Raw genomic sequence first — 22,925 nt, 5'->3', positions numbered from 1 at the left:
GGAACTTGTTCGCACCTTCCTTAGAGAAAATACTCCATCAGGAAACCCGGTTAGATCTGCTGCTGCTGGTACGTGCTGATAGCCCCGAGGCTGGCCTCGAACGGGTTAAAGAGAACATGCGTAAGTTCAACATCGCCGAGGAGAAGCTGGCGATGTTGCGCCAGCAGCATATCCTGCTGGGCGATCTCGCCTCTCCGGAGCATTTTCTTAACGATCCGCGCCTCGATCAGGTCACGCACATCCTCAACTGCGCCGCTGTCGCCTCATTTGGCAGCAACCCGCTTATCTGGAAGGTTAACGTTGAGGGCACGCTGCGCCTGGCGCAACGTATGGCGCAGGTGACGGGTCTGCAGCGCTTTCTGCACGTCGGTACGGCGATGTCATGTTCGCCTGAACCGGATTCACTGGTCGCCGAAAGCGCGGAGTTTCGGGAACGCGCTGAGCACCTGGTGGAATATACCCACTCGAAGTCGACCATCGAGCAGCTGATGCAGCAGCAGTGCCCTACGCTACCGCTGGTAATTGCCCGCCCCTCTATCGTGGTGGGTCATACCCATCACGGCTGCCGGCCTTCCAGCAGTATTTTCTGGGTGTTCAGCATGGGGCTGATGCTGCAGAAATTCATGTGCTCCATGGAGGACCGAATTGACGTTATCCCGGTGGACTACTGCGCCGACGCCCTGCTAATGCTGCTTAACCAGCCTCTGGCTCACGGCGAGGTGGTGCATATCTCTGCTGGCGAAGAGAACAGCGTGAAGTTTGCCGAAATCGACCGGGCGATGGCTCAGGCCCTGGAGCAGGCGCCGGTGGGGGATAAGTACGCCCAGGTGAGCTATGAAACGCTGGTCAAAATGAGACGCGAACTGAAAGGGATATTTGGGCCATGCAATGAGCGGCTGATGCTGAAAGCCATGCGCTTATACGGCGCGTTCGCCACACTGAACGTGCGCTTTAGTAACGACAAGCTGCTGAGCATGGGGATGCCAAAACCGCCGCGCTTTACCGATTACATCGACCGCTGCGTGGAAACCACCCGCGGGTTGTCGATCCCTCAGCAAATGGCCGTCGACTTTAAATAATGGCCGCAGGCGTAAAAAAAATGCCAGCCCGAAGGCTGGCATGATTATTTCACAAGGATAGGATTAAGCCTGACCTTTGATCTCTTTACGACCGTTGAACGGCGCTTGCTCACCTAGCGCTTCTTCGATACGAATCAGCTGGTTGTATTTAGCAACGCGGTCAGAACGGCTCATAGAACCGGTTTTGATCTGGCCTGCAGCGGTACCAACAGCCAGGTCGGCAATGGTAGCGTCTTCAGTTTCGCCAGAACGGTGAGAGATAACAGCGGTGTAGCCAGCGTCTTTCGCCATCTTGATAGCAGCCAGAGTTTCGGTCAGAGAACCGATCTGGTTGAACTTGATCAGGATGGAGTTAGCGATGCCTTTTTCGATGCCTTCTTTCAGGATCTTGGTGTTGGTTACGAACAGGTCGTCACCAACCAGCTGGATTTTGTCGCCCAGTACTTTGGTCTGGTAAGCGAAACCTTCCCAGTCAGACTCGTCCAGACCATCTTCGATGGAGACGATCGGGTACTGTTTGGTCAGCTCTTCCAGGAAGTGAGTGAACTCTTCAGAGGTGAACGCTTTGTTGCCTTCGCCAGCCAGAACGTATTTACCGTCTTTGTAGAATTCAGACGCCGCGCAGTCCATCGCCAGGGTGATGTCTTTGCCCAGCTCGTAGCCTGCAGCTTTAACCGCTTCAGCGATAACAGCCAGCGCTTCGGCGTTGGAACCCAGGTTCGGCGCGTAGCCGCCTTCGTCACCAACGGCAGTGTTCATGCCTTTGGACTTCAGCACTTTCGCCAGGTGATGGAACACTTCAGAACCCATGCGTACTGCTTCTTTCAGGGTCGGCGCGCCAACCGGCTGAATCATGAATTCCTGGATGTCGACGTTGTTGTCAGCGTGCTCACCGCCGTTGATGATGTTCATCATCGGAACCGGCATGGAGTATTTGCCCGGAGTGCCGTTCAGTTCAGCGATGTGCGCGTACAGCGGCAGGCCTTTGGACGCAGCAGCTGCTTTGGCGTTCGCCAGAGAAACGGCCAGGATAGCGTTCGCACCGAAGTTAGATTTGTTTTCAGTACCGTCCAGGTCGATCATGATCTTGTCGATGCCAGCCTGATCTTTAGCATCTTTGCCCAGGATTGCCTGAGCGATCGGGCCGTTTACCGCAGCAACAGCTTTGGTTACGCCTTTACCCAGGAAACGGGATTTGTCGCCATCGCGCAGTTCCAGCGCTTCGCGGGAACCAGTAGAAGCACCTGACGGAGCAGCTGCCATACCGACGAAACCACCTTCCAGGTGTACTTCGGCTTCAACAGTCGGGTTACCACGGGAGTCGATGATTTCACGACCGATGACTTTAACGATTTTGGACATTAGGTTTTCCTCAGTACAAGTTAAACTAAAACTCCAGACAAACAATGCACCCGGATGGGTGCATTGCCGTTCAAACTCTTTTTACTTCGCCTGGCGTTTCTGGTACTCGCTCGCGGCTTTCACAAAGCCGGCAAACAGCGGGTGTCCATCACGCGGCGTCGAAGTAAACTCCGGGTGGAACTGGCAGGCCACAAACCACGGATGGTTCGGCACTTCGATGATCTCGACCAACTGATCATCCCCGGAACGGCCCGCAACGCGCAGACCGGCAGCTTCAATCGGTTTCAACAACATGTTGTTGACTTCGTAGCGGTGACGATGACGCTCGGTGATGGTCGGCTCGCCGTAAAGCTGGCGTACCAGAGAATCATCACTCAGCTGGCACTGCTGCGCGCCCAGGCGCATGGTGCCGCCCAGATCGCTCTTCTCAGAGCGGACTTCAACGTTGCCATCTTCGTCACGCCATTCGGTAATCAGGGCCACGACCGGGTATTTACAGTCTGGCACAAATTCCGTCGAGTTGGCGTTTTCCATACCCGCTACGTTACGCGCGAACTCAATCAGCGCAACCTGCATACCCAGGCAGATGCCCAGATAAGGAATATTGTTTTCACGCGCATAGCGCGCGGTGGCGATCTTGCCTTCAACGCCGCGGTAGCCGAAGCCGCCCGGGATCAGGATAGCGTCTAAATCCTTGAGGATTTCGACGCCGCGCGTTTCCACATCCTGCGAATCGATCAGCTTGATGTTGACGGTAACGCGATTTTTCAGACCGCCGTGTTTCAGCGCTTCAATCACCGACTTGTAGGCATCCGGTAGTTCAATGTACTTACCGACCATACCGATGGTGACTTCGCCTGCCGGATTAGCTTCTTCATAGATTACCTGTTCCCATTCGGCCAGGTTTGCTTCCGGACAAGTTAAGCTGAATCGTTTACAAATATAATCGTCCAGCCCCTGAGATTTCAACAGGCCCGGAATTTTATAAATGGAATCGACATCTTTCAGAGAAATCACAGCCTTTTCCGGAACGTTACAGAACAAAGCAATTTTGGCTCGTTCGTTGGCCGGAACCGCGCGATCGGAGCGGCAGATCAGAATATCAGGCTGAATACCGATGGAGAGCAGCTCTTTCACGGAGTGCTGGGTCGGCTTGGTTTTGACTTCGCCCGCGGCGGCCATGTACGGCACCAGAGTCAGGTGCATGAACAGGGTATGCTCGCGGCCGATCTCTACCGCCATCTGACGAATCGCTTCGAGGAACGGCAGGGATTCGATATCGCCTACGGTACCGCCGATTTCCACCAGCACGACGTCATGGCCTTCGCCGCCCGCCAGTACGCGCTCTTTGATAGCGTTGGTGATGTGCGGGATAACCTGAACGGTCGCGCCCAGGTAGTCGCCACGGCGCTCTTTGCGCAGCACGTCGGAGTAGATACGGCCGGTGGTGAAGTTATTGCGGCGCGTCATCTTGGTGCGGATAAAACGCTCATAGTGGCCCAGGTCCAGATCGGTTTCTGCGCCGTCTTCAGTAACGAACACTTCCCCATGCTGGATTGGGCTCATGGTGCCCGGATCGACGTTGATATACGGATCCAGTTTCATGATGGTCACGTTGAGACCACGGGCTTCAAGAATGGCTGCCAGGGAGGCTGCGGCAATGCCTTTACCCAGAGAGGATACGACCCCGCCGGTCACAAAAATATAGTTCGTTGTCATGCTGAACCTGAGAAGTTAGGGTAAAACGATGGAATAACCAGGACGGGAAAGTAGTATACCCGAACATGCGTGACGCCACAAACTTTCATTCTTCCCCTCCCCTTCGTTCTTCAAGTTGCACCTGTGTTGCGACTCGAACAACTCGAAGAGGCAGGCTACATGGTGTTTCAACGACATAACGGAAAGAGAAAATAGACGCTTTTGGCGAAATGTTTTTGACGTAAATCAAGCGCTTGTTATTTATAAAATCACACAAATCGCGCTTGATCACGAAAATCCGTTAGAGATCAGTTTCCTGGCGTTTTACTTCCTGCCACACTTCTTCCATGGTATCGAGGTCGACGCCGGTCATTTCCAGGCCTCGGGCGGCGACAATACGCTCGACCTCGCGGAAGCGACGCTCAAATTTGAGGTTTGCTTTCTGCAGCGCCACCTCGGCTTTGACGCCCAAATGACGGGATAAGTTCACCGTGGCAAACAGCAGATCGCCCACTTCCTCTTCCAGTTTTGCTTCATCCACCACCGCCTGCTGCGCTTCATGCATCACTTCATCAATTTCTTCATGCACTTTGTCGAGCACCGGGCCCAGCGAGGTCCAGTCGAAACCCACTGCCGAGCAGCGGCGCTGGATTTTATGCGCGCGCATCAGCGCCGGCAGGCTATGGGGAATATCGTCCAGTGCAGAATGCTGGGCTTTTTCCGCCCGCTCCGCGCTTTTGATTTGCTCCCAGCGAGCCAGGACTTCCGTGCTATTGCCCGCCGATGCCTCGCCGAAGATATGCGGGTGGCGACGCTCCAGCTTGTCGCTGATGGCGGCGCAGATATCGTCAAAGTTAAAGCGTCCCTCTTCCTGCGCCATTTGCGCATAGAACACCACCTGGAACAGCAGATCGCCCAGCTCACCGCGCAGATCGTCAAAATCTTCCCGCTGGATAGCATCGAGGACCTCGTAGGTCTCCTCAAGGGTGTAAGGGGCGATGGTGGCAAAGGTCTGCTCTTTATCCCATGGGCAGCCGTTTTCCGGGTCGCGCAGGCGGCGCATGATGCCGAGCAAGCGGTCAATTTGAGTCATGTGACAATCCTGGAAATTTAAAAAATAGTCGGCCGGATAAGGCGTTTAGACCTTATCCGACGTTGCGAAATTGCCGGATGGCGGCTTCGCCTTATCCGGCCTGCAGATGAATTAACCGCCGTGCAGACGGCGCGCGTCGATCACATCCGGCACCTGGTTGAGCTTACCGAGCACCCGGCCCAGCACCTGCAGGTTGTAAATCTCGATGGTCATATCGATGGTTGCCAGCTGCTGACGGGTATCGCTGCGGCTGGCGACGCCCAGCACGTTCACCTTCTCATTGGCGAGGATGGTAGTGATATCGCGCAGTAAACCGCTGCGATCGTTCGCCTCCACCCTGACCACCAGCGAGTAGCCCGCCGAGTAGCTTTCGCCCCATACCGCATCGACGATGCGCTCCGGAGCATGCGACTGCAGTTCAGCCAGCTGATCGCAGTCCGCGCGATGCACGGAGATCCCGCGCCCCTGGGTGATAAAGCCGACGATCTCGTCGCCCGGGATTGGCTGGCAGCAGCGGGCAATATGGTGCATCAGGTTGCCTACCCCTTCCACCACTACCCGGCCATTGTCCTTGGTGCGATTTTGCGGCGTGTAGGTTTTCTGCTGCAGTTGCTTCAGCGCGGCCGCATCCTGCTCGGCGGCGCTAGGTTTATTGAACTGCGCCTGCAGGAAGTTGACCATCTGGTTGAGACGGATATCGCCACCGCCGATGGCGGCCAGCAGTTCATCGAGCTCGTTGAAGTTATAGCGCGGCAGCAGGTGCTTTTCCGCATCCTTCAGGCTGATGCCCAAATGCTCCAGCTCGTCGTCGAGGATCTGCCGACCGGCGAGAATGTTCTTGTCGCGATCCTGCTTACGGAACCAGGCGTGGATCTTCGAACGTCCGCGGCTGGTGGTCACATAGCCGAGGTTAGGGTTCAGCCAGTCACGGCTCGGGTTCGGCTGCTTCTGGGTAATAATTTCGATCTGATCGCCCATCTGCAGCTGGTAGGTGAATGGCACGATGCGGCCGCCAATTTTGGCGCCGATGCAGCGATGGCCGACATCGCTGTGAATATGATAGGCAAAGTCGAGCGGCGTCGACCCCGCAGGCAGGTCCACCACGTCGCCTTTCGGCGTAAAGACATACACCCGGTCGTCGAAGACCTGGCTGCGCACTTCGTCGAGCATCTCGCCGGAGTCGGCCATCTCTTCCTGCCAGGCAATCAGCTTACGCAGCCAGGCGATACGGTCTTCATAGCCGCGGCCGCCGCTGGTGCCGGCTCCCGCGCCCTCTTTGTACTTCCAGTGTGCGGCCACGCCCAGCTCGGCATCTTCATGCATCTGCCGGGTGCGGATCTGAATCTCCACCGTCTTGCCGCTCGGCCCCAGCACCACGGTATGGATAGACTGGTAACCGTTGGGTTTCGGGTTGGCCACGTAGTCGTCGAATTCATCCGGCAGATGGCGGTAGTGAGTATGGACGATCCCCAGCGCGGCATAGCAATCCTGCAAACGCTCAGCCACAATACGCACCGCGCGAACGTCAAACAGCTCGTCGAAAGCGAGGTGTTTTTTCTGCATTTTGCGCCAGATACTGTAGATATGCTTCGGCCGGCCATAGACTTCCGCCTTGACGCCTTCGGCTTTCATCTCTGAGCGCAGGTGGCCGACAAACTCTTCGATGTAATGCTCGCGGTCGATACGGCGCTCGTGGAGCAGTTTGGCAATGCGCTTGTATTCCGCCGGGTGCAGATAGCGGAAGCAGTAATCTTCCAGCTCCCACTTCAGCTGGCCGATACCTAAGCGGTTCGCCAGGGGAGCATAGATATTGGTGCACTCTTTCGCCGCAAGAACGCGCTCATCTTCCGGCGCGTCTTTGACCTCGCGCAGATGCGCGATCCGCTCAGCAAGTTTGATGACCACGCAGCGGAAATCGTCAACCATCGCCAGCAGCATACGGCGAATGTTATCCACCTGCTCGGAAGAGACCGAGTCGGTATGGGTAGCCTTCAGCTGGCGGATAGCGGCCATGTCCCGCACCCCGTGAATCAGGGTCACGACCGATTTACCTACGCTCTCCTGCATCACCTCTTCGCTGACAACTTCGCCGTCGGCCAGCGGGAACAGCAGCGCCGCGCGCAGCGTATCGATGTCCATACTTAGGGTGGAGAGGATCTCCACCATTTCGACGCCCCGCCACAGCAGCAGGTCCGCCTGCGGGTGTCCTTGCGTTTTTTCGCGACAATAATCCCAGGTTTCGGCTAAGCGCTCACACGACTGCTGGCTGGAAATTCCCAGACTCGCGATCCATTTCTTCGGGTCAAATTCACCAGCTTTATTAAGATGTGCACTTCTTACCGCAACCATTGTCCTCTCCTTAAGGGACCGGCCTGCCGAAGTCGGCAAGCCTCAACTTTCTACATGTCATCCTGCAGGTCGCGTCAGCATTCATGGCCAGGGTGGCTCTTCTGCGACGTTGTGAATGACCTTATGTAAGCCTGCGCTCAAACAACACCATTGATTCCAGATGGCCGGTATGCGGGAACATATCCAGCATCGCCAGGCGTTGAATCTGATATCCAGCCTGCAACAGGGTTTCGCTGTCTCGCGCCAGCGTCGCCGGGTTGCAGGAAACATACACCACCCGCCGCGGTGCCAGTTTTATTATATGCGGCATCACGCCCGGCGCGCCGGCGCGGGCCGGGTCCAGCAGCACTTTATCAAAGCCGTGCTTCGCCCAGGCCTGACGGGTGACGTCTTCTTCCAGATTTTCATGGAAGAAAGTGACATTTGATAAACCATTGCGGGCGGCGTTTTCCCGCCCCTTCTCCACCAGCGCCGGCACCCCTTCCACGCCCACCACATGGGCGGCGCGTGTCGCCAGCGGCAGGGTAAAGTTGCCCATCCCGCAGAACAGATCCAGCACCCGGTCCTCTGGCCGCAGATCCAGCCACTCCAGTGCGGTACGCACCATCTGCTGATTTACGCCGTCGTTGACCTGGATAAAATCCCGCGGGCTGAACACTAAGCGTAGTCCGTCTGAGGTATACCATGGCGCTTCGCCATGAATATGCTCCAGTATCTCGCTTTGTGGCGCGAGGTACAGGGAAAGACCGTGAGTTTGCGAAAAGCGTTCCAGTTTTTCCCTGTCTGTCGCCGGCAGGGCTGCGGTATGGCGCAGCACCATCAGCGGACCGTTGTCCGCCTGCACCAGCTCGACGTGGCCGAGATGGCGTAATGCGCTCAGCGCGCTTAAGCACTCGCGCACAGCGGGCAGCAATGCCTCAAGTTGGGGCACCAAAACAGGGCACTGCACCACATCGACGATCGCTTTGGCGTTGGCCTGGCGAAAACCCATCTGCAATTGTTGGGTCTTCGGCTGATAATTCAAGCTCAAGCGTGCGCGACGGCGGTAGCCCCACGGCGCGCCGGCGATGACGTCATCTACCTCGCGCTTCATCAGTCGCCCCAGCGCGGCGCGTTTACTTTGCTGCTGAAGCGGAACGCTGGCATGTTGTTGTTGGCATCCGCCGCAGACGCCAAAATGGGGGCAGCGCGGCGCCTGGCGCTGCGGGCTGTCGGTCAGTCGGCGTTTCACCTCGGCGCGGGCGTACTGTTTTTTATCTTCCACCAGCACCACCTCGGCCTGCTCGTGGGGCAGCACGCCGCTCACGAACAGCGCCTTCCCCTGGTGGCGGGCAACACCCTGACCAAAGGGATCGAGGTCGTTGACTGTAACGGTTATGATCTGGCGCGTCGTCACACGCCGTTTTGCAGAGTAGAATTGCGCCATCGTAGAGAGTTGTCTCAATCAAATAAAACGAGCTCGTTCAGAGCGGCAGCGCCGCGAGGCGCAGCGACGCTGCACAGAACGATGATGTCTATATTCTCCCATAATGGAACCGCATGACCAACTACAGCCTGCGTGCTCGCATGATGATTCTGATTCTGGCGCCAACCGTCCTGATAGGACTGTTGCTCAGTATTTTCTTTGTCGCTCATCGTTATAACGACCTGCAACGCCAGCTGGAGGACGCTGGCGCCAGTATTATCGAACCGCTGGCGGTCTCCAGCGAATACGGCATGAACTTGCAAAACCGCGAATCCATCGGCCAGCTGATCAGCGTTCTGCATCGTCGCCACTCGGAGATCGTGCGGGCCATCTCGGTGTACGATTCGCATAACCGCTTATTTGTCACCTCCAATTACCAGCTCAATCCCAGCGAACTGCAGATCCCGAAAGGCGAGGCATTCCCCCGTCACCTCAGCGTCATCCGCGATGGCGACATGATGATCCTGCGCACGCCTATTGTCTCGGAAAGCTATTCTCCGGATGAATCACCCGAATCTGACGCTAAAATGCCGGGCAATATGCTGGGCTACGTCGCCCTGGAGCTGGATCTAAAATCGGTTCGCCTCCAGCAGTACAAAGAGATTTTTATCTCCAGCGTAATGATGCTGTTCTGTATCGGCATCGCGTTAATCTTCGGCTGGAGGCTGATGCGCGACGTCACCGGGCCAATCCGCAATATGGTTAACACTGTCGACCGCATCCGCCGCGGACAGCTGGACAGCCGGGTCGAAGGCTTTATGCTCGGCGAACTGGATATGCTGAAAAACGGCATTAACTCGATGGCCATGTCGCTGGCGGCATACCACGAAGAGATGCAACACAACGTCGACCAGGCGACCTCCGATCTACGGGAAACGCTTGAGCAGATGGAGATCCAGAACGTCGAGCTGGACCTGGCGAAAAAGCGCGCCCAGGAGGCGGCGCGCATTAAGTCTGAGTTCCTGGCCAATATGTCTCACGAGCTGCGCACCCCGCTCAATGGGGTGATCGGCTTTACCCGCCTGACGCTGAAAACCGATCTCAACGCTACGCAGCGCGACCACCTGACCACCATCGAACGTTCGGCCAACAATCTGCTGGCGATCATCAATGACGTGCTCGACTTTTCCAAGCTGGAAGCCGGGAAGCTGATCCTGGAGAGTATTCCGTTCCTGCTGCGCACTTCGCTTGATGAAGTGGTCACCCTGCTGGCGCATTCCGCGCACGATAAAGGGCTGGAGCTGACGCTGAATATTAAGAACAATGTACCGGATAACGTCATTGGCGATCCGCTGCGTCTGCAGCAGATTGTGACCAACCTCGTGGGCAACGCCATCAAATTTACCGAGCACGGCAATATCGACGTACTGGTGGAGCAGCGGGCCATCAGTAATTCCCGGGTACAGATCGAAATTCAGATCCACGATACCGGCATCGGCATCCCCGAGCGCGACCAGTCCCGGCTATTCCAGGCCTTCCGTCAGGCCGATGCCAGTATTTCACGCCGCCACGGCGGCACCGGGCTCGGGCTGGTGATCACTCAGCGTCTGGTCAAAGAGATGGGCGGGGATATTTCGTTCCACAGCCAGCCGAACCGCGGCTCCACCTTCTGGTTCCATATCAGCCTCGATCTCAACCCGAACGCCATTCCGGATACGCTGAACACCGACGGGCTTGTCGGCAAACGTCTGGCCTATGTGGAAGCCAACGCGACGGCGGCGCAGTGTACCCTGGAGATGCTGGCCGCTACGCCGCTGGAGGTTATCTACAGCCCTACCTTCTCCTCGCTGGCGGAAGCGCAGTATGACATTCTGCTGGTCGGTATCCCGGTTTCAATGCGCGATTTGTCGCCGCATCGGGAAAAATTAGCCAAAGCCTGCGCGATGTCCGATAACGTACTGCTGGCCCTGCCGTGCCATGCCCAGGTCAGCGCCGAAGCCCTGAAGCGCGACGGCGTTGCCGCCTGCCTGTTAAAGCCGCTCACCACCACCCGTCTGCTACCGGCGCTGGTGGCTACCAGCCACGCGCTTGCCTCCGCGCCGCTGATGCAGATCGACAGTCATAAGTTGCCAATGACGGTAATGGCCGTCGACGACAACCCGGCTAACCTGAAGCTGATTGGCGCCCTGCTGGATGATCTTGTGCAGCAGGTGATCCTCTGCGACAGCGGCCAGCAGGCGGTGGACAAGGCCAAGCAGCTGCAGATGGATCTGATCCTGATGGATATTCAGATGCCGGATATGGACGGCATCCGCGCCTGTGAGCTTATCCATCACCTGTCTCATCATCAGCAAACCCCGGTTATTGCGGTCACCGCGCACGCCCTGGAGGGCCAGCGTGAGAAATTACTGAGCGCCGGCATGAACGACTATCTGGCGAAGCCAATCGAAGAAGAGAAACTGCACGCACTGCTGTTGCGCTATCAGCCCGGCCTGCACAGCGTCGTTCCGGCGTCGCTACCGCCCGCAGAGCCGATCGTCGATCATAATCAAACGCTCGACTGGCAGCTGGCGCTGCGCCAGGCGGCCATGAAGCCGGACCTGGCGCGGGAGATGCTGCAAATGCTGATCGCCTTTATGCCGGAGGTGCGTAACAAAGTTGAGGAGCAGCTGGTGGGCGAGCAGCCGGAAGGGCTGGTGGATCTGATCCATAAACTGCACGGCAGCTGCAGCTATAGCGGCGTGCCGCGGCTCAAAAAGCTGTGCTATACCCTGGAAAGTCAGCTGCGGGCAGGCACCGCCGCCGAGGATCTGGAGCCGGAGCTGCTTGAGCTGTTAGATGAGATGGATAATGTGGCCCGCGAAGCATGCCGGATGGGGGTGTAAACCCCGGATAGCGGCGCTACGCGCCTCATCCGGGCTACGCCCTACGGTCCGGTATTCGGTTGGTAGCCCCGGTAAGCGTAAGCGCCACCGGGGATGGTTCCCGGATCGCGGTGCTACGCACCTTATCCGGACTACAAATACCACTGCGCCAGCCGGGTTACCGCCTGTCGCCCATCTGCAAAACCGCGGCTACGTTACGCGCCGTCATTCGCAGGTTGGCGGCGGCATTGGCCAACGCTTCATCAAGGGTACAGATGGTATACAACACGCTGAATACCGCATCCAGCCCGTGCTGATGCACGACGCCAACATCGGCGGTAAGACTGCCGGCAACCCCGATCACCGGGACGTTAAAACGCTTCGCCACCCTCGCCACCCCCACCGGCACTTTGCCGTGGATCGTCTGGCTATCGATACGCCCTTCGCCGGTGATCACTAAATCGGCATCCGCCACCCGCTCAGCCAGCTGTAGCGCATCGGTGACAATCTCAATGCCCGGACGCAACTGAGCACCACAGAACGCATACAGCGCCGCACCCATGCCGCCCGCCGCGCCGCCGCCCTCAAGGCTCAGCACGTCGATATCTAAATCGCGGGCGATAATCCGGGCATAGTGCCGCAGGCCGCTGTCGAGCCGGTCGATCATCTGCGCCGTCGCCCCTTTTTGCGGGCCGAACACCGCGCTGGCGCCCTGCGGGCCGGTCAACGGGTTGGTGACGTCGCAGGCAACGTCAATCCGGCAATCTGCCAGCCGCGAATCGAGTTCGCTGAGATCGATGAGCGCCAGCGTCTCCAGCGCGCCGCCCCCGGAGGCGATTTGCTGGCCCTCGGCGGTCAGCAGTTTCGCCCCCAGCGCCTGCGCCATCCCGGCGCCGCCGTCATTGGTCGCACTGCCGCCAATACCAATAATGATCTGTCTTACCCCGGCGTCCAGCGCATGGCGGATAAGCTCCCCGGTACCCCAGGAAGTGGTCAGCAGCGGGTTACGCTGCGCCGGCGGGACGCTCTCCAGGCCGCTGGCCGCCGCCATTTCGATAAAGGCGCACTGGCGATCGCCGGACAGCCCGTAAAATGCCTCAACCGGCTCGCCCAGCGGCCCGGTGACCGTCAGCGGAACCAGAAGCCCGCCGGTCGCCGCCACCATGGCTTCCACCGTCCCTTCCCCACCATCGGCAACCGGCAGCTTGACGTACTCGGCGTCAGGATAAATCTCGCGAAAGCCTTGCTCTATCGCACTGGCCACTTCCAGCGCGCTCAGGCTCTCCTTCCAGGAATCCGGTGCGATCACTATTTTCATCTGCTGTCCTTACTCTGAGCCAACCCCTGGCGCTGTCGCGCAATGCCGGCCCCCGCAGAGGCCGGCGGACTTTTAGCGCACCATGCATGGACGCTTGTTGTCAAAGGTCCAGCCCGGGATCAGATACTGCATCGCCATCGCATCATCGCGGGCGCCAAGACCATGTTTCTTATATAGCTCATTTGCCTGCATCACGCGGTCCATATCCAGCTCAACCCCCAGGCCCGGGGTACTCGGTACCTGCACCATGCCGCCTTTGATTTCAAAAGGTTGTTTGGTCAGACGCTGGTTGCCCTCCTGCCAGATCCAGTGGGTATCGATAGCGGTGATCTTGCCCGGCGCCGCTGCCGCGACGTGGGTGAACATCGCCAGCGACACGTCGAAGTGATTATTAGAGTGCGAACCCCAGGTCAGGCCGAACTCATGGCACATCTGCGCTACGCGCACCGACCCCTGCATGGTCCAGAAGTGCGGGTCCGCCAGCGGGATATCCACTGACTGCAGGGACAAGGTATGCCCCATCTGCCGCCAGTCGGTGGCGATCATATTGGTGGCGGTCGGCAGGCCCGTCGCGCGGCGGAACTCGGCCATCGCTTCGCGGCCGGAGAAGCCCTGTTCGGCGCCGCACGGATCTTCCGCATAGGCCAGCACGCCCTTCAGCTGTTTACCAATCTGAATGGCCTCCTCAAGCAGCCAGGCGCCATTCGGGTCGAGAGTGACGCGAGCATTCGGGAAGCGCTTCGCCAGGGCGCTGATCGCTTCGGCTTCTTCAAAACCGGCCAGCACGCCGCCCTTCAGCTTAAAGTCGTTGAAACCATATTTTTCATACGCCGCTTCCGCCAGGCGGACCACCGCATCCGGCGTCATCGCCTCTTCATGGCGCAGGCGATACCACTCGCACTGCTCATCCGGCTGGCTCTGATAGGCCAGCGGCGTCGCATGGCGATTACCGACAAAGAACAGATAGCCCAGCATTTCGACTTCGCTGCGCTGCTGGCCATCGCCTAGCAGCGAGGCGACGTTGACCCCAAGGTGCTGGCCCAGCAGATCCAGCAGTGCCGCTTCGATGCCGGTCACCACGTGAATGGTGGTGCGCAGGTCAAAGGTCTGCAGGCCGCGGCCCCCGGCGTCGCGGTCGGCAAACTGATTGCGCACCGCGCCCAGCACGTTTTTATACTCGCCCAGCGTTTTGCCCACCACCAGCGGAATGGCATCCTCCAGGGTCTGGCGAATCTTTTCACCGCCCGGGATTTCACCGACGCCGGTATGGCCGGCGTTATCTTTGATAATTACGATATTGCGGGTGAAGTACGGGGCGTGCGCGCCGCTCAGGTTCATCAGCATGCTGTCATGGCCGGCAACCGGGATCACCTGCATGGTGGTGACAACGGGCGTTGAAGAGAAAGTCGTCATAGCATCATCCTTTTTAATTAGTGGCGGCCGAAAACGGGACGTTTGCGGTCGAATGTCCAGCCGGGGATCAGGTACTGCATCGGGCCCGCGTCGTTGCGCGCGCCGCCCGGCAGCGCTTTATAGGCCTCATGGGCTCTGCGCACCTGCTCCCAGTCAAGTTCCACGCCGAGTCCCGGCGCGTCTGGCACGGCAATGCTGCCGTTAATAATCTGCAGCGGATCTTTGGTCAGGCGCGCGTCGCCCTCCTGCCAGATCCAGTGGGTATCGATGGCGGTGGGGTTGCCCGGCGCGGCGGCGCCGACGTGGGTAAACATCGCCAGGGAAATATCAAAGTGGTTGTTGGAATGGCAGCCCCAGGTGAGCCCCCAGCCGTCGCACAGCTGCGCCACCCGCACCGCGCCGGAGAGCGTCCAGAAGTGCGGGTCCGCCAGCGGGATATCGACGGCGTTGAGCATCACCGCATGGCCCATTTCGCGCCAGTTAGTGGCTATCATATTGGTGGCGACCGGCAGCCCGGTGGCGCGGCGGAACTCGGCCATCACCTCCCGGCCGGAGAAACCCTGCTCGGCGCCGCACGGATCTTCGGCGTAGGTCAGAACATCCTGCAGCCCTTTACACAGCGCGATGGCCTCATCCAGCAGCCAGGCGCCGTTAGGGTCGACGGTGATGCGCGCATCCGGGAAACGCTTTTTCAGCGCCCGCGCGGTGTCAATCTCCTGCTCGCCGGGCAGCACGCCGCCTTTGAGCTTAAAGTCTTTGAAACCGTAGCGATCCTGGGCGGCTTCCGCCAGACGCACTATCGCCTCGCTGCTCAACGCCTGCTGGTGGCGCAGGCGGTACCATTCGTGATCGCCCGGCGTATGGTCCAGATAGCCAAGGTCGGTTTTCTGCCGATCGCCGATATAGAACAGGTAGCCCAGCACGGTGACGGCATCACGCTGCTTACCCGGGCCCAGCAGCTCGCAGACCGGCACATTAAGCACCTGGCCGAGCAGGTCGAGCAGCGCCGCTTCCAGCGCCGCCACCGCGTTAACCTTCAGTTCGAAGGTCCACGCCCCTTTGCCGAAGGTGTCGAAATCCGCCGCCTGATTGCCTTTGTGCACCTGCTGCACCACGCGATTGAGTCGGGCGACCTCCTGGCCCACCACCTGCGGGATCGCCGCCAGCAGCGTCTGGTAGATGACCTCTCCGCCGGGCGCTTCGCCGACGCCGGTATGGCCGGCGTTATCGGTTAACACCACGATATTGCGGGTAAACCAGGCGTTATGCGCTCCGCCGATGTTCAGCAGCATGCTGTCGTGCCCGGCCACCGGAATGACCTTCATCTCTGTGATAATCGGGCTGGATTGAGTAGTCATGATTAACGTCCCGCTACAGGTTTCAGTTCGATACGTTTGATATCGCCCACCAGCACCAGATAGCTCAGCACCGCCACCAGGGCATGGATACCGACGTAGATCAGCGCGCCGTTGAACGAGCCGGTGGTGCCGACGATATAGCCGATGGCGATCGGGGTGACGATGCCGGAGATATTGCCGAACATATTGAACAGACCGCCGGAGAGACCGCTAATCTCTTTCGGCGCGGTATCCGCCATCACCGCCCAGCCGAGGGCGCCGATCCCTTTGCCGAAGAAGGCCATTGCCATAAAGCCGATCACCATCCACTCCACGTTGACATAGTTACACATCAGCATGGTCATGGAGAGCAGCATCCCCAGCACAATCGGCGTTTTGCGCGCAATGTTCAGCGAGCCGGTGCGGCGCATTAACCAGTCGGAGATCACCCCGCCCAGCACCCCGCCGACAAAGCCGCACACCGCCGGAATGGAGGCGACAAAGCCGGCTTTGAGGATCGACATGCCGCGCGCCTGCACCAGATAAACCGGGAACCAGGTGATAAAGAAGTAGGTTAAGGCGTTGATGCAGTACTGACCGATATAGATGCCGATCATCATCCGCGAGCCGATCAGTTGCTTGATCTGCCCCATTTTGACGCTAAACGGCACTTTCTGCGCGCTGCTCTTCTGATCCATGTTGATCAGCGCCCCGCCTTCGGCGATATAGTCCAGCTCTTTCTGGTTCACGCCCGGGTGGTTGTTCGGATCGTGGATCACTTTCAGCCACACAAAGCTGATCACAATCCCCAGGCCGCCCATAAAGAAGAACACATGCGACCAACCCACCTCATGCGTCAGCCAGCCCATGATCGGCGCGAAAATAACGGTGGCAAAGTACTGGGCGGAGTTAAAAATCGATACCGCTGTCCCCCTCTCCTGCGCCGGGAACCAGGCGGCGACGATCCGGCTGTTGCCGGGGAATGACGGCGACTCGGCAAGGCCGACGAGGAAGCGCAGGGTAAACAGCGCAACGATAATGCCAAAGCCGCTGAAGATATCGACGAAGCCCTGCAGCAGGGTAAACATCGACCAGATGAAGATCGACCAGAAATAGACGCGCTTCGAGCCGAAGCGGTCGAGCAGCCAGCCGCCCGGGATCTGGCCGATGACATAAGCCCATGAGAAGGCGGAGAACACATACCCCATCCCCACCGGATCAAGGCCGATATCCCTGGCCATTTCCGAACCGGCGATCGACAGCGTCGCCCGGTCGCCATAGTTAAAAGAGGTGACGATAAACAGCATCACCACTATCCAGTAGCGGGCGTTGGTGCGCTTTTCAGCCGCCGTCGCCGCCTGACTTAATGAACTCATTGTTGTACTCCTGAATCATAGCGTTTAGCTACGTTCATTCTGAACAGCACAACCTGTAGGGTAATCAGAATGACGTGGTCGTGTTTTGATAGTTGTCGTTATATCTGGCACTGCATTTATCACTGGCTGGAGCAGTATATGAAGAGGCACACCGCGGCTCACCGTGCATCCACACAGCTTTTACGCCGCTATTGCAGGTGGTTTGTGGCGAATGCCTGAAAGAATGGGGGGAAGTTCACGGAAATGAAAAGCCAGCGCCGTTGGCGCCGCATAGCGCAGCAAAAAGGGCCGGAGTGTGAAATACCTCACTTGACCCGGCGAAACTGGCTGGCTTAAGCCATGATATTGCTAAGGATATTGTGGCGTTTGCCTAAAGGCGTGGCGCCTGGAAAGCGCTACTATTTTGACGTCCGCGTATCTGGCCGCGACGTATTGAAAGAGCGCCCTCTGCGTAGGGAGAGGGCAGCGCTTTTATGCGAGCAGGGTGGCCCACTGCTCAACCCACGGATTGGAGACGCTCTCCGGCTCCGGGTCTTCGCTGGCGTCAATCTTCAGCATCTCGCCGATGCGCTTCGCGCCCTGCTCCTGCAGCAGCTGATCGAACTTCAGGCCGCCGCCGCAAAAGTTGGCATAGGTGCTGTCGCCGAGCGCGATAATGCCGTACCGCAGGTGAGGCTGATACATATCTTTGATGCCCTCATACAGCGGGACGATGCTGTCCGGCAGATCGCCCTGCCCGGTGGTGGAGGTGACCACCAGCACATACTTACCCGTGTAGGATTCCCAGTCGTTGACCTGCGGATCCTCATACACGGTAGCCTTGTGTCCCAGTCCGCTGAGGATCGCTTCCGCTTCTTCCGCGACCAGCAGCGAGTTGCCGTACATGGTGCCGACAAAAATTCCGACTTCCGCCATGCTATTATCTCCCTGGATTGACCTTATTCTCTTCATCCTGACCGCTGTCGTCGGCAAACTCAACCCTTTCATTTAGCGGGAGAAGCCCGCGCCAGCCAAACTGCGACAGCGCGCGCATCCAGACGTCGTCAAAACCGGCGCGCAGGGTCAGCGGCTCGCCGGTAAAAGGATGGGTTAACGACAGCTCGCTGGCGTGCAGCATTAGGCGGTGACAGCCAAAATGTTCCGCGGCGCTGCGGTTTTGCCGCAGATCGCCGTGCTTGCTGTCGCCGAGGATCGGATGACGGAGGTGGGCCAGATGACGGCGCAGCTGGTGCTTGCGGCCGGTTTTCGGCTCCAGTTCCACCAGCCCATAGCGCGAGGTGGGATAGCGCCCAGTCGCCACTGGCATCTCCACTGTCGCCAGACCGCGGTAGTGGGTTACCGCTGGCTGCGGCCCTTTATCTTCGCGGGCGAACTTATCGGCAATTCTATCCAGCTCCTCCACCAGCGGGTAATCCAGCAGCGCCTCTTCCATCAGCCAGCCGCGGACGATCGCATGGTAGCGCTTCCGGATCTGGTGCTGCTCGAACTGTTGCGCCAGCAGCCGGCCCGCCTCGCTCGACAATCCCATCAGCAGCACGCCGGAGGTGGGCCGGTCGAGACGATGAGCGGTAAAAACGTGCTGACCAATCTGGTCGCGCACGGTCTGCATCACCACCACTTTCTCGTCGCGATCGAGCCAGCTGCGATGCACCAGCCAGCCCGAGGGTTTGTTGACCGCCACCAGCCAGTCGTCCTGGTAGATAATCTCCAGCATCAGGCCTGCTCACCGGCAAACAGCGCGTCTAACAGCAGAAGTTCCGCCAGCATGGATTCGCGGACCGGGTGGGCCTGATCCAGAGCCATTTCGTAATAAGGCGCAACGGCAAAATTTTGCGGCAGCGGCTGGCCGCTCTCCAGCAGCTGGTGCATACGCGGGATCAGGACCCACTGCAGCCACTCCAGCGGCTCCAGGGTATCCAGGCAAAACGGCTTATCGCTGGCGAAGGCGCTGCTGTCCGGCGCCGTCTCCTGCCAGTGCTCCGTTTCGCGCAGCAGGGCTTCAATGGCGCGCAGGCGATCGCGCACGCTATCGTGAAGAGTCATGGGGAAACCTCGATGAGTTAAAAACCGGGCGCAGGATAGCAAATCCGCAGGAGAAATAAAAAAAGGGAGCACTGTATAAACAGTGCTCCCGGTTCGTTTTGCAGCAGTCCCGCTACATTGGTGCTCCCTGCTCGTCCTTGAAAACTTTTCCTGAGGTCTCCTGACCATGTTCATCCATAAACACGTGCATCCTGCTTTCACACCACCCCGATGCGAAATGACTTATCCATAAGTTTGTCCCGATCTTCCTGATCCACCGTTCATCCTGAGCGGCTCTCGTTCTCCATCCTGGAGGTGTCCATTACGCGATCCTGCGTTATCCTTGCTTCATCCTGAAGCCTGTCCCTGCAACGCCGTCCTGGCGGGTCCTGCAGAAGCGCCATCATCCTGATGTTCGCTTCATTTCGCGACGTCCTGTCGACAGACATAGGATCACTGATTCTGCCCCTTCTTACAACCCTTCTTGAGACAATCTCTTAAGATTAGTCCCCACTCAAAAGGACGAAAAAATTAAGATCTGATTTAATACCAACAACTTATATAAAAAAGTATGGATTAAATTTACCTTAAATGATGACGATCTCTTACAGGTTTTGTAAGAGATCTCTCACAAACGATCTGGCAGACTGGATTACAGAACTGGCTCAAGGTGGTTGAGGAAACCCGCAAGTGAGGGAGAAAGCGTAATGCGTTTGGCGGTGCCGAGGGTCTCTTTGACTACCTCGCCGCTGAGATTACAGACGGAAATCACATCCATTTCACTCTCGAGGGTGGCGATAAACAGCGTCGGCGACAGCTTCAACCGCTTCTGCACCACCAGGTGCCCGATTAAATTTTCCTGCACCCGCTGGAAATCCTCTTCACTCCAGGTCTGCAGCAGCGTCAAGGTTTCGCCGGCAAACCGGCCGGACATATCGCCGGCAAACTGAGTGGTATAATAAGAATGAAGCGGCTGTTGTACCACAATGTCGAGGGCGCGTTCAACCGCGCTGATATTTTGCGCCAGCGAAAACGGCTGCGGCTGCCAGAAAACGGCCTCGCCCTGGGTGTCGACAACGCAAGGCGACGGGACGCCGTAAAGCTCTTCACTGCGCGGCAGGCTGTGGCGCTGCTGCTGCCAGACGGCGCAATATCGTTGGGTAAAAGCGCGTAGCGCTTCTGCTGTCTGATGGTCCACCGGTTTCTCTCTTCACGTTAGACAGGATACACTGGAGCAATAGTGTACCCGCTTTACTATGGTGAAACATGTCTTCTTACGATAATCATCAGGCGCTGGCCGGCCTGACGCTCGGTAAATCAACCGATTACCGCGATACCTATGACGCCTCGCTGCTGCAGGGCGTGCCGCGCAGTTTAAACCGCGACCCGCTGGGCCTGCATGCCGATAATCTGCCGTTTCACGGCGCCGATATCTGGACGCTGTACGAACTCTCCTGGCTGAACGGCAAAGGTCTGCCGCAGGTGGCTGTCGGCCACGTCGAGCTGCCCGATACCAGCCTCAATCTGGTGGAGTCGAAAAGCTTTAAGCTCTATCTCAACAGCTTTAACCAGACCCGTTTCGCCAGCTGGCAGGACGTTGCAGAGACGCTGACTCGCGATCTCAGCGCCTGCGCGCAGGGGAAGGTGAAGGTATCGCTCTACCGCCTGGATGAACTGGAAGGCCAGCCGATTGCCCGCCTGCACGGCACCTGCATCGACGATCAGGATATCGAGATCGATAACTATCAGTTCAGCGCCGATTACCTGCAGGGCGCCGCCAGCGGCAAAATCGTGGAGGAGACGCTGGTCAGCCACCTGCTGAAGTCCAATTGCCTTATCACTCATCAGCCGGACTGGGGCTCGGTGCAGATCCAGTATCGGGGGGCGAAAATCGACCGCGAGCAGCTCCTGCGCTATCTGGTTTCGTTCCGCCACCATAACGAATTCCATGAGCAGTGCGTCGAACGTATCTTTAACGATATTCTCCGTTTCTGCCAGCCGGAATCGCTTTCCGTTTACGCCCGCTATACGCGACGCGGCGGTCTGGATATCAACCCCTGGCGCAGCAATGGCGACTTTTCCCCCGCCACCGGCCGCCTCGCCCGTCAATAATAAACAATTTCACAATTTGCGTGCGTTTAGGCGCGCGCAAGGTTGTGGAAACGCCGTTCGCAGGGCTATTGTAATCACAGGAAGACCATAAGCGTCCTGTAAGGAGTTCACTTGATTACACATGTTAGCCCGCTTGGTTCAATGGATATGCTGTCGCAGCTGGAAGTGGATATGCTTAAGCGCACCGCTAGCAGCGACCTGTACCAACTCTTTCGCAACTGCTCGCTTGCTGTGCTCAACTCGGGGAGCCTGACCGATAACAGCAAGGAGCTCCTGTCCCGTTTCGAAAATTTCGAGATTAACGTGCTGCGGCGCGAACGCGGCGTGAAGCTGGAACTGATCAACCCGCCGGAAGACGCCTTCGTTGACGGGCGGATTATCCGCTCCCTGCAGGCCAACCTGTTCGCCGTGCTGCGCGATATCCTGTTCGTTTACGGCCAGATCCACAATACCGTTCGCTTCCCGAACCTCGATCTCGAAAGTTCGGTTCATATCACTAACCTGGTGTTCTCGATCCTGCGCAACGCCCGCGCGCTGCACGTCGGCGAGGCGCCGAACATGATCGTCTGCTGGGGCGGCCACTCCATCAACGAAAACGAATATCTCTACGCCCGCCGCGTCGGTACGCAGCTGGGCCTGCGGGAACTGAATATCTGCACCGGCTGCGGGCCTGGCGCAATGGAGGCGCCGATGAAAGGCGCCGCCGTCGGCCATGCGCAGCAGCGCTACAAAGACAGCCGCTTTATCGGCATGACCGAACCATCCATTATCGCTGCGGAACCACCGAACCCGCTGGTCAATGAACTGATCATCATGCCGGATATCGAAAAGCGTCTGGAGGCCTTCGTACGTATCGCCCACGGGATCATTATTTTCCCGGGCGGCGTCGGCACTGCCGAAGAGCTGCTCTACCTGCTGGGTATTCTGATGCACCCCGACAACAAAGCGCAGGTGCTGCCGCTGATCCTCACCGGGCCGAAGGAGAGCGCCGACTACTTCCGCGTACTGGACGAGTTTATCACCCATACCCTGGGCGAATCGGCCCGTCGCCACTACCGGATCATCATTGACGACCCCGCGGAAGTGGCGCGGCAGATGAAAAAAGCGATGCCGCTGGTGAAAGAGAGCCGTCGCGAGACCGATGACGCCTATAGCTTTAACTGGTCGATTCGCATCTCGCCGGACCTGCAGATGCCGTTTGATCCGACCCACGAGAACATGGCCAACCTCAAACTCTCCCCGGATCAGCCGGTGGAAGTGCTGGCCGCCGACCTGCGTCGTGCCTTCTCCGGGATTGTCGCGGGGAACGTCAAAGAGGTGGGCATCCAGGCCATTGAGCAGTACGGTCCTTACAAACTGCACGGCGATCCGGAGATGATGCGCCGTATGGACGATCTGCTGCAGGGCTTCGTCGCCCAGCACCGCATGAAGCTTCCGGGCGGCACCGCCTATATTCCTTGCTACGAAATCATCGCCTGATTTCCCACTCTCCCGCCG

At 58.3% G+C, this 22,925-nt stretch carries 17 protein-coding genes; 4 read left to right on the top strand and 13 right to left on the bottom strand.

What is annotated here, in order from left to right:
- Positions 1–5 precede the first annotated feature (5 nt).
- Positions 6–1,079: an SDR family oxidoreductase gene (locus KHQ23_RS24690; RefSeq protein WP_211776873.1), complete on the top strand. Its 1,074-nt coding sequence runs from the start codon at positions 6–8 to the stop codon at positions 1,077–1,079.
- Positions 1,080–1,142: 63 nt separating this feature from the next.
- On the opposite strand, the gene eno is transcribed toward KHQ23_RS24690, so the two are convergent.
- From eno to rlmD, 5 genes are all read right to left on the bottom strand, one after another.
- Complete coding sequence (eno, locus tag KHQ23_RS24685; protein WP_002915213.1) at positions 1,143–2,441, bottom strand: phosphopyruvate hydratase; 1,299 nt, start codon at positions 2,439–2,441, stop codon at positions 1,143–1,145.
- A gap of 81 nt (positions 2,442–2,522) precedes the next feature.
- The gene (gene pyrG / locus KHQ23_RS24680; RefSeq protein WP_004142808.1) at positions 2,523–4,160 is read right to left on the bottom strand and encodes a glutamine hydrolyzing CTP synthase; all 1,638 of its coding nucleotides are present in this window, start codon (positions 4,158–4,160) and stop codon (positions 2,523–2,525) included.
- Between the two features lie 280 nt (positions 4,161–4,440).
- Positions 4,441–5,232, bottom strand: a complete 792-nt coding sequence (gene mazG / locus KHQ23_RS24675; RefSeq protein ID WP_002915215.1) for a nucleoside triphosphate pyrophosphohydrolase — start codon at positions 5,230–5,232, stop codon at positions 4,441–4,443.
- Between the two features lie 111 nt (positions 5,233–5,343).
- Positions 5,344–7,581 carry a GTP diphosphokinase gene (relA, locus tag KHQ23_RS24670; protein ID WP_002915217.1) on the bottom strand — a complete coding sequence of 746 codons (2,238 nt, stop codon included), beginning with the start codon at positions 7,579–7,581 and terminating at the stop codon, positions 5,344–5,346.
- 121 nt (positions 7,582–7,702) lie between these two features.
- Complete coding sequence (gene rlmD / locus KHQ23_RS24665; RefSeq protein WP_004174638.1) at positions 7,703–9,007, bottom strand: 23S rRNA (uracil(1939)-C(5))-methyltransferase RlmD; 1,305 nt, start codon at positions 9,005–9,007, stop codon at positions 7,703–7,705.
- 113 nt (positions 9,008–9,120) lie between these two features.
- On the opposite strand from rlmD, the gene barA reads away from it, so the two are divergent.
- Complete coding sequence (barA, locus tag KHQ23_RS24660; RefSeq protein WP_009308535.1) at positions 9,121–11,871, top strand: two-component sensor histidine kinase BarA; 2,751 nt, start codon at positions 9,121–9,123, stop codon at positions 11,869–11,871.
- Between the two features lie 157 nt (positions 11,872–12,028).
- On the opposite strand, the gene KHQ23_RS24655 is transcribed toward barA, so the two are convergent.
- From KHQ23_RS24655 to syd, 8 genes are all read right to left on the bottom strand, one after another.
- Entirely contained in the window at positions 12,029–13,168 is a 1,140-nt protein-coding gene (locus tag KHQ23_RS24655) for a glycerate kinase (protein WP_032434989.1), read from the bottom strand.
- 72 nt (positions 13,169–13,240) lie between these two features.
- Positions 13,241–14,581: a glucarate dehydratase gene (gene gudD / locus KHQ23_RS24650; protein WP_032434991.1), complete on the bottom strand. Its 1,341-nt coding sequence runs from the start codon at positions 14,579–14,581 to the stop codon at positions 13,241–13,243.
- Between the two features lie 17 nt (positions 14,582–14,598).
- Positions 14,599–15,939 (bottom strand): enolase C-terminal domain-like protein, encoded by a 1,341-nt coding sequence (locus tag KHQ23_RS24645; RefSeq protein ID WP_004174637.1) that lies wholly within the window; start codon positions 15,937–15,939, stop codon positions 14,599–14,601.
- A 2-nt stretch (positions 15,940–15,941) separates the two neighbouring features.
- Positions 15,942–17,294, bottom strand: a complete 1,353-nt coding sequence (locus tag KHQ23_RS24640; RefSeq protein WP_002915225.1) for an MFS transporter — start codon at positions 17,292–17,294, stop codon at positions 15,942–15,944.
- A gap of 471 nt (positions 17,295–17,765) precedes the next feature.
- Complete coding sequence (locus KHQ23_RS24635; RefSeq protein ID WP_002915235.1) at positions 17,766–18,209, bottom strand: flavodoxin; 444 nt, start codon at positions 18,207–18,209, stop codon at positions 17,766–17,768.
- Positions 18,210–18,213: 4 nt separating this feature from the next.
- Positions 18,214–19,008, bottom strand: a complete 795-nt coding sequence (gene truC, locus KHQ23_RS24630) for a tRNA pseudouridine(65) synthase TruC (protein ID WP_002915236.1) — start codon at positions 19,006–19,008, stop codon at positions 18,214–18,216.
- The gene (locus KHQ23_RS24625; protein WP_002915249.1) at positions 19,008–19,337 is read right to left on the bottom strand and encodes a YqcC family protein; all 330 of its coding nucleotides are present in this window, start codon (positions 19,335–19,337) and stop codon (positions 19,008–19,010) included. The genes truC and KHQ23_RS24625 overlap by 1 nt, the downstream gene beginning before the upstream one ends.
- Before the next feature lie 631 nt (positions 19,338–19,968).
- Positions 19,969–20,514 (bottom strand): SecY-interacting protein, encoded by a 546-nt coding sequence (syd, locus tag KHQ23_RS24620; RefSeq protein WP_032434995.1) that lies wholly within the window; start codon positions 20,512–20,514, stop codon positions 19,969–19,971.
- A gap of 68 nt (positions 20,515–20,582) precedes the next feature.
- On the opposite strand from syd, the gene queF reads away from it, so the two are divergent.
- On the top strand, positions 20,583–21,428 hold the full coding sequence (gene queF / locus KHQ23_RS24615) for an NADPH-dependent 7-cyano-7-deazaguanine reductase QueF (protein WP_004174633.1): 846 nt from the start codon (positions 20,583–20,585) through the stop codon (positions 21,426–21,428).
- 111 nt (positions 21,429–21,539) lie between these two features.
- Complete coding sequence (gene ppnN / locus KHQ23_RS24610) at positions 21,540–22,907, top strand: nucleotide 5'-monophosphate nucleosidase PpnN (protein WP_002915258.1); 1,368 nt, start codon at positions 21,540–21,542, stop codon at positions 22,905–22,907.
- Positions 22,908–22,925: the final 18 nt, after the last annotated feature.

It is taken from the genome of Klebsiella sp. 64 (assembly GCF_018223915.1).
GTDB classification, from domain to species: domain Bacteria; phylum Pseudomonadota; class Gammaproteobacteria; order Enterobacterales; family Enterobacteriaceae; genus Klebsiella; species Klebsiella pneumoniae.
The sequence above is the reverse complement of the archived record's forward strand: the minus strand, read 5'-3'. Positions and strand labels throughout refer to the sequence as shown.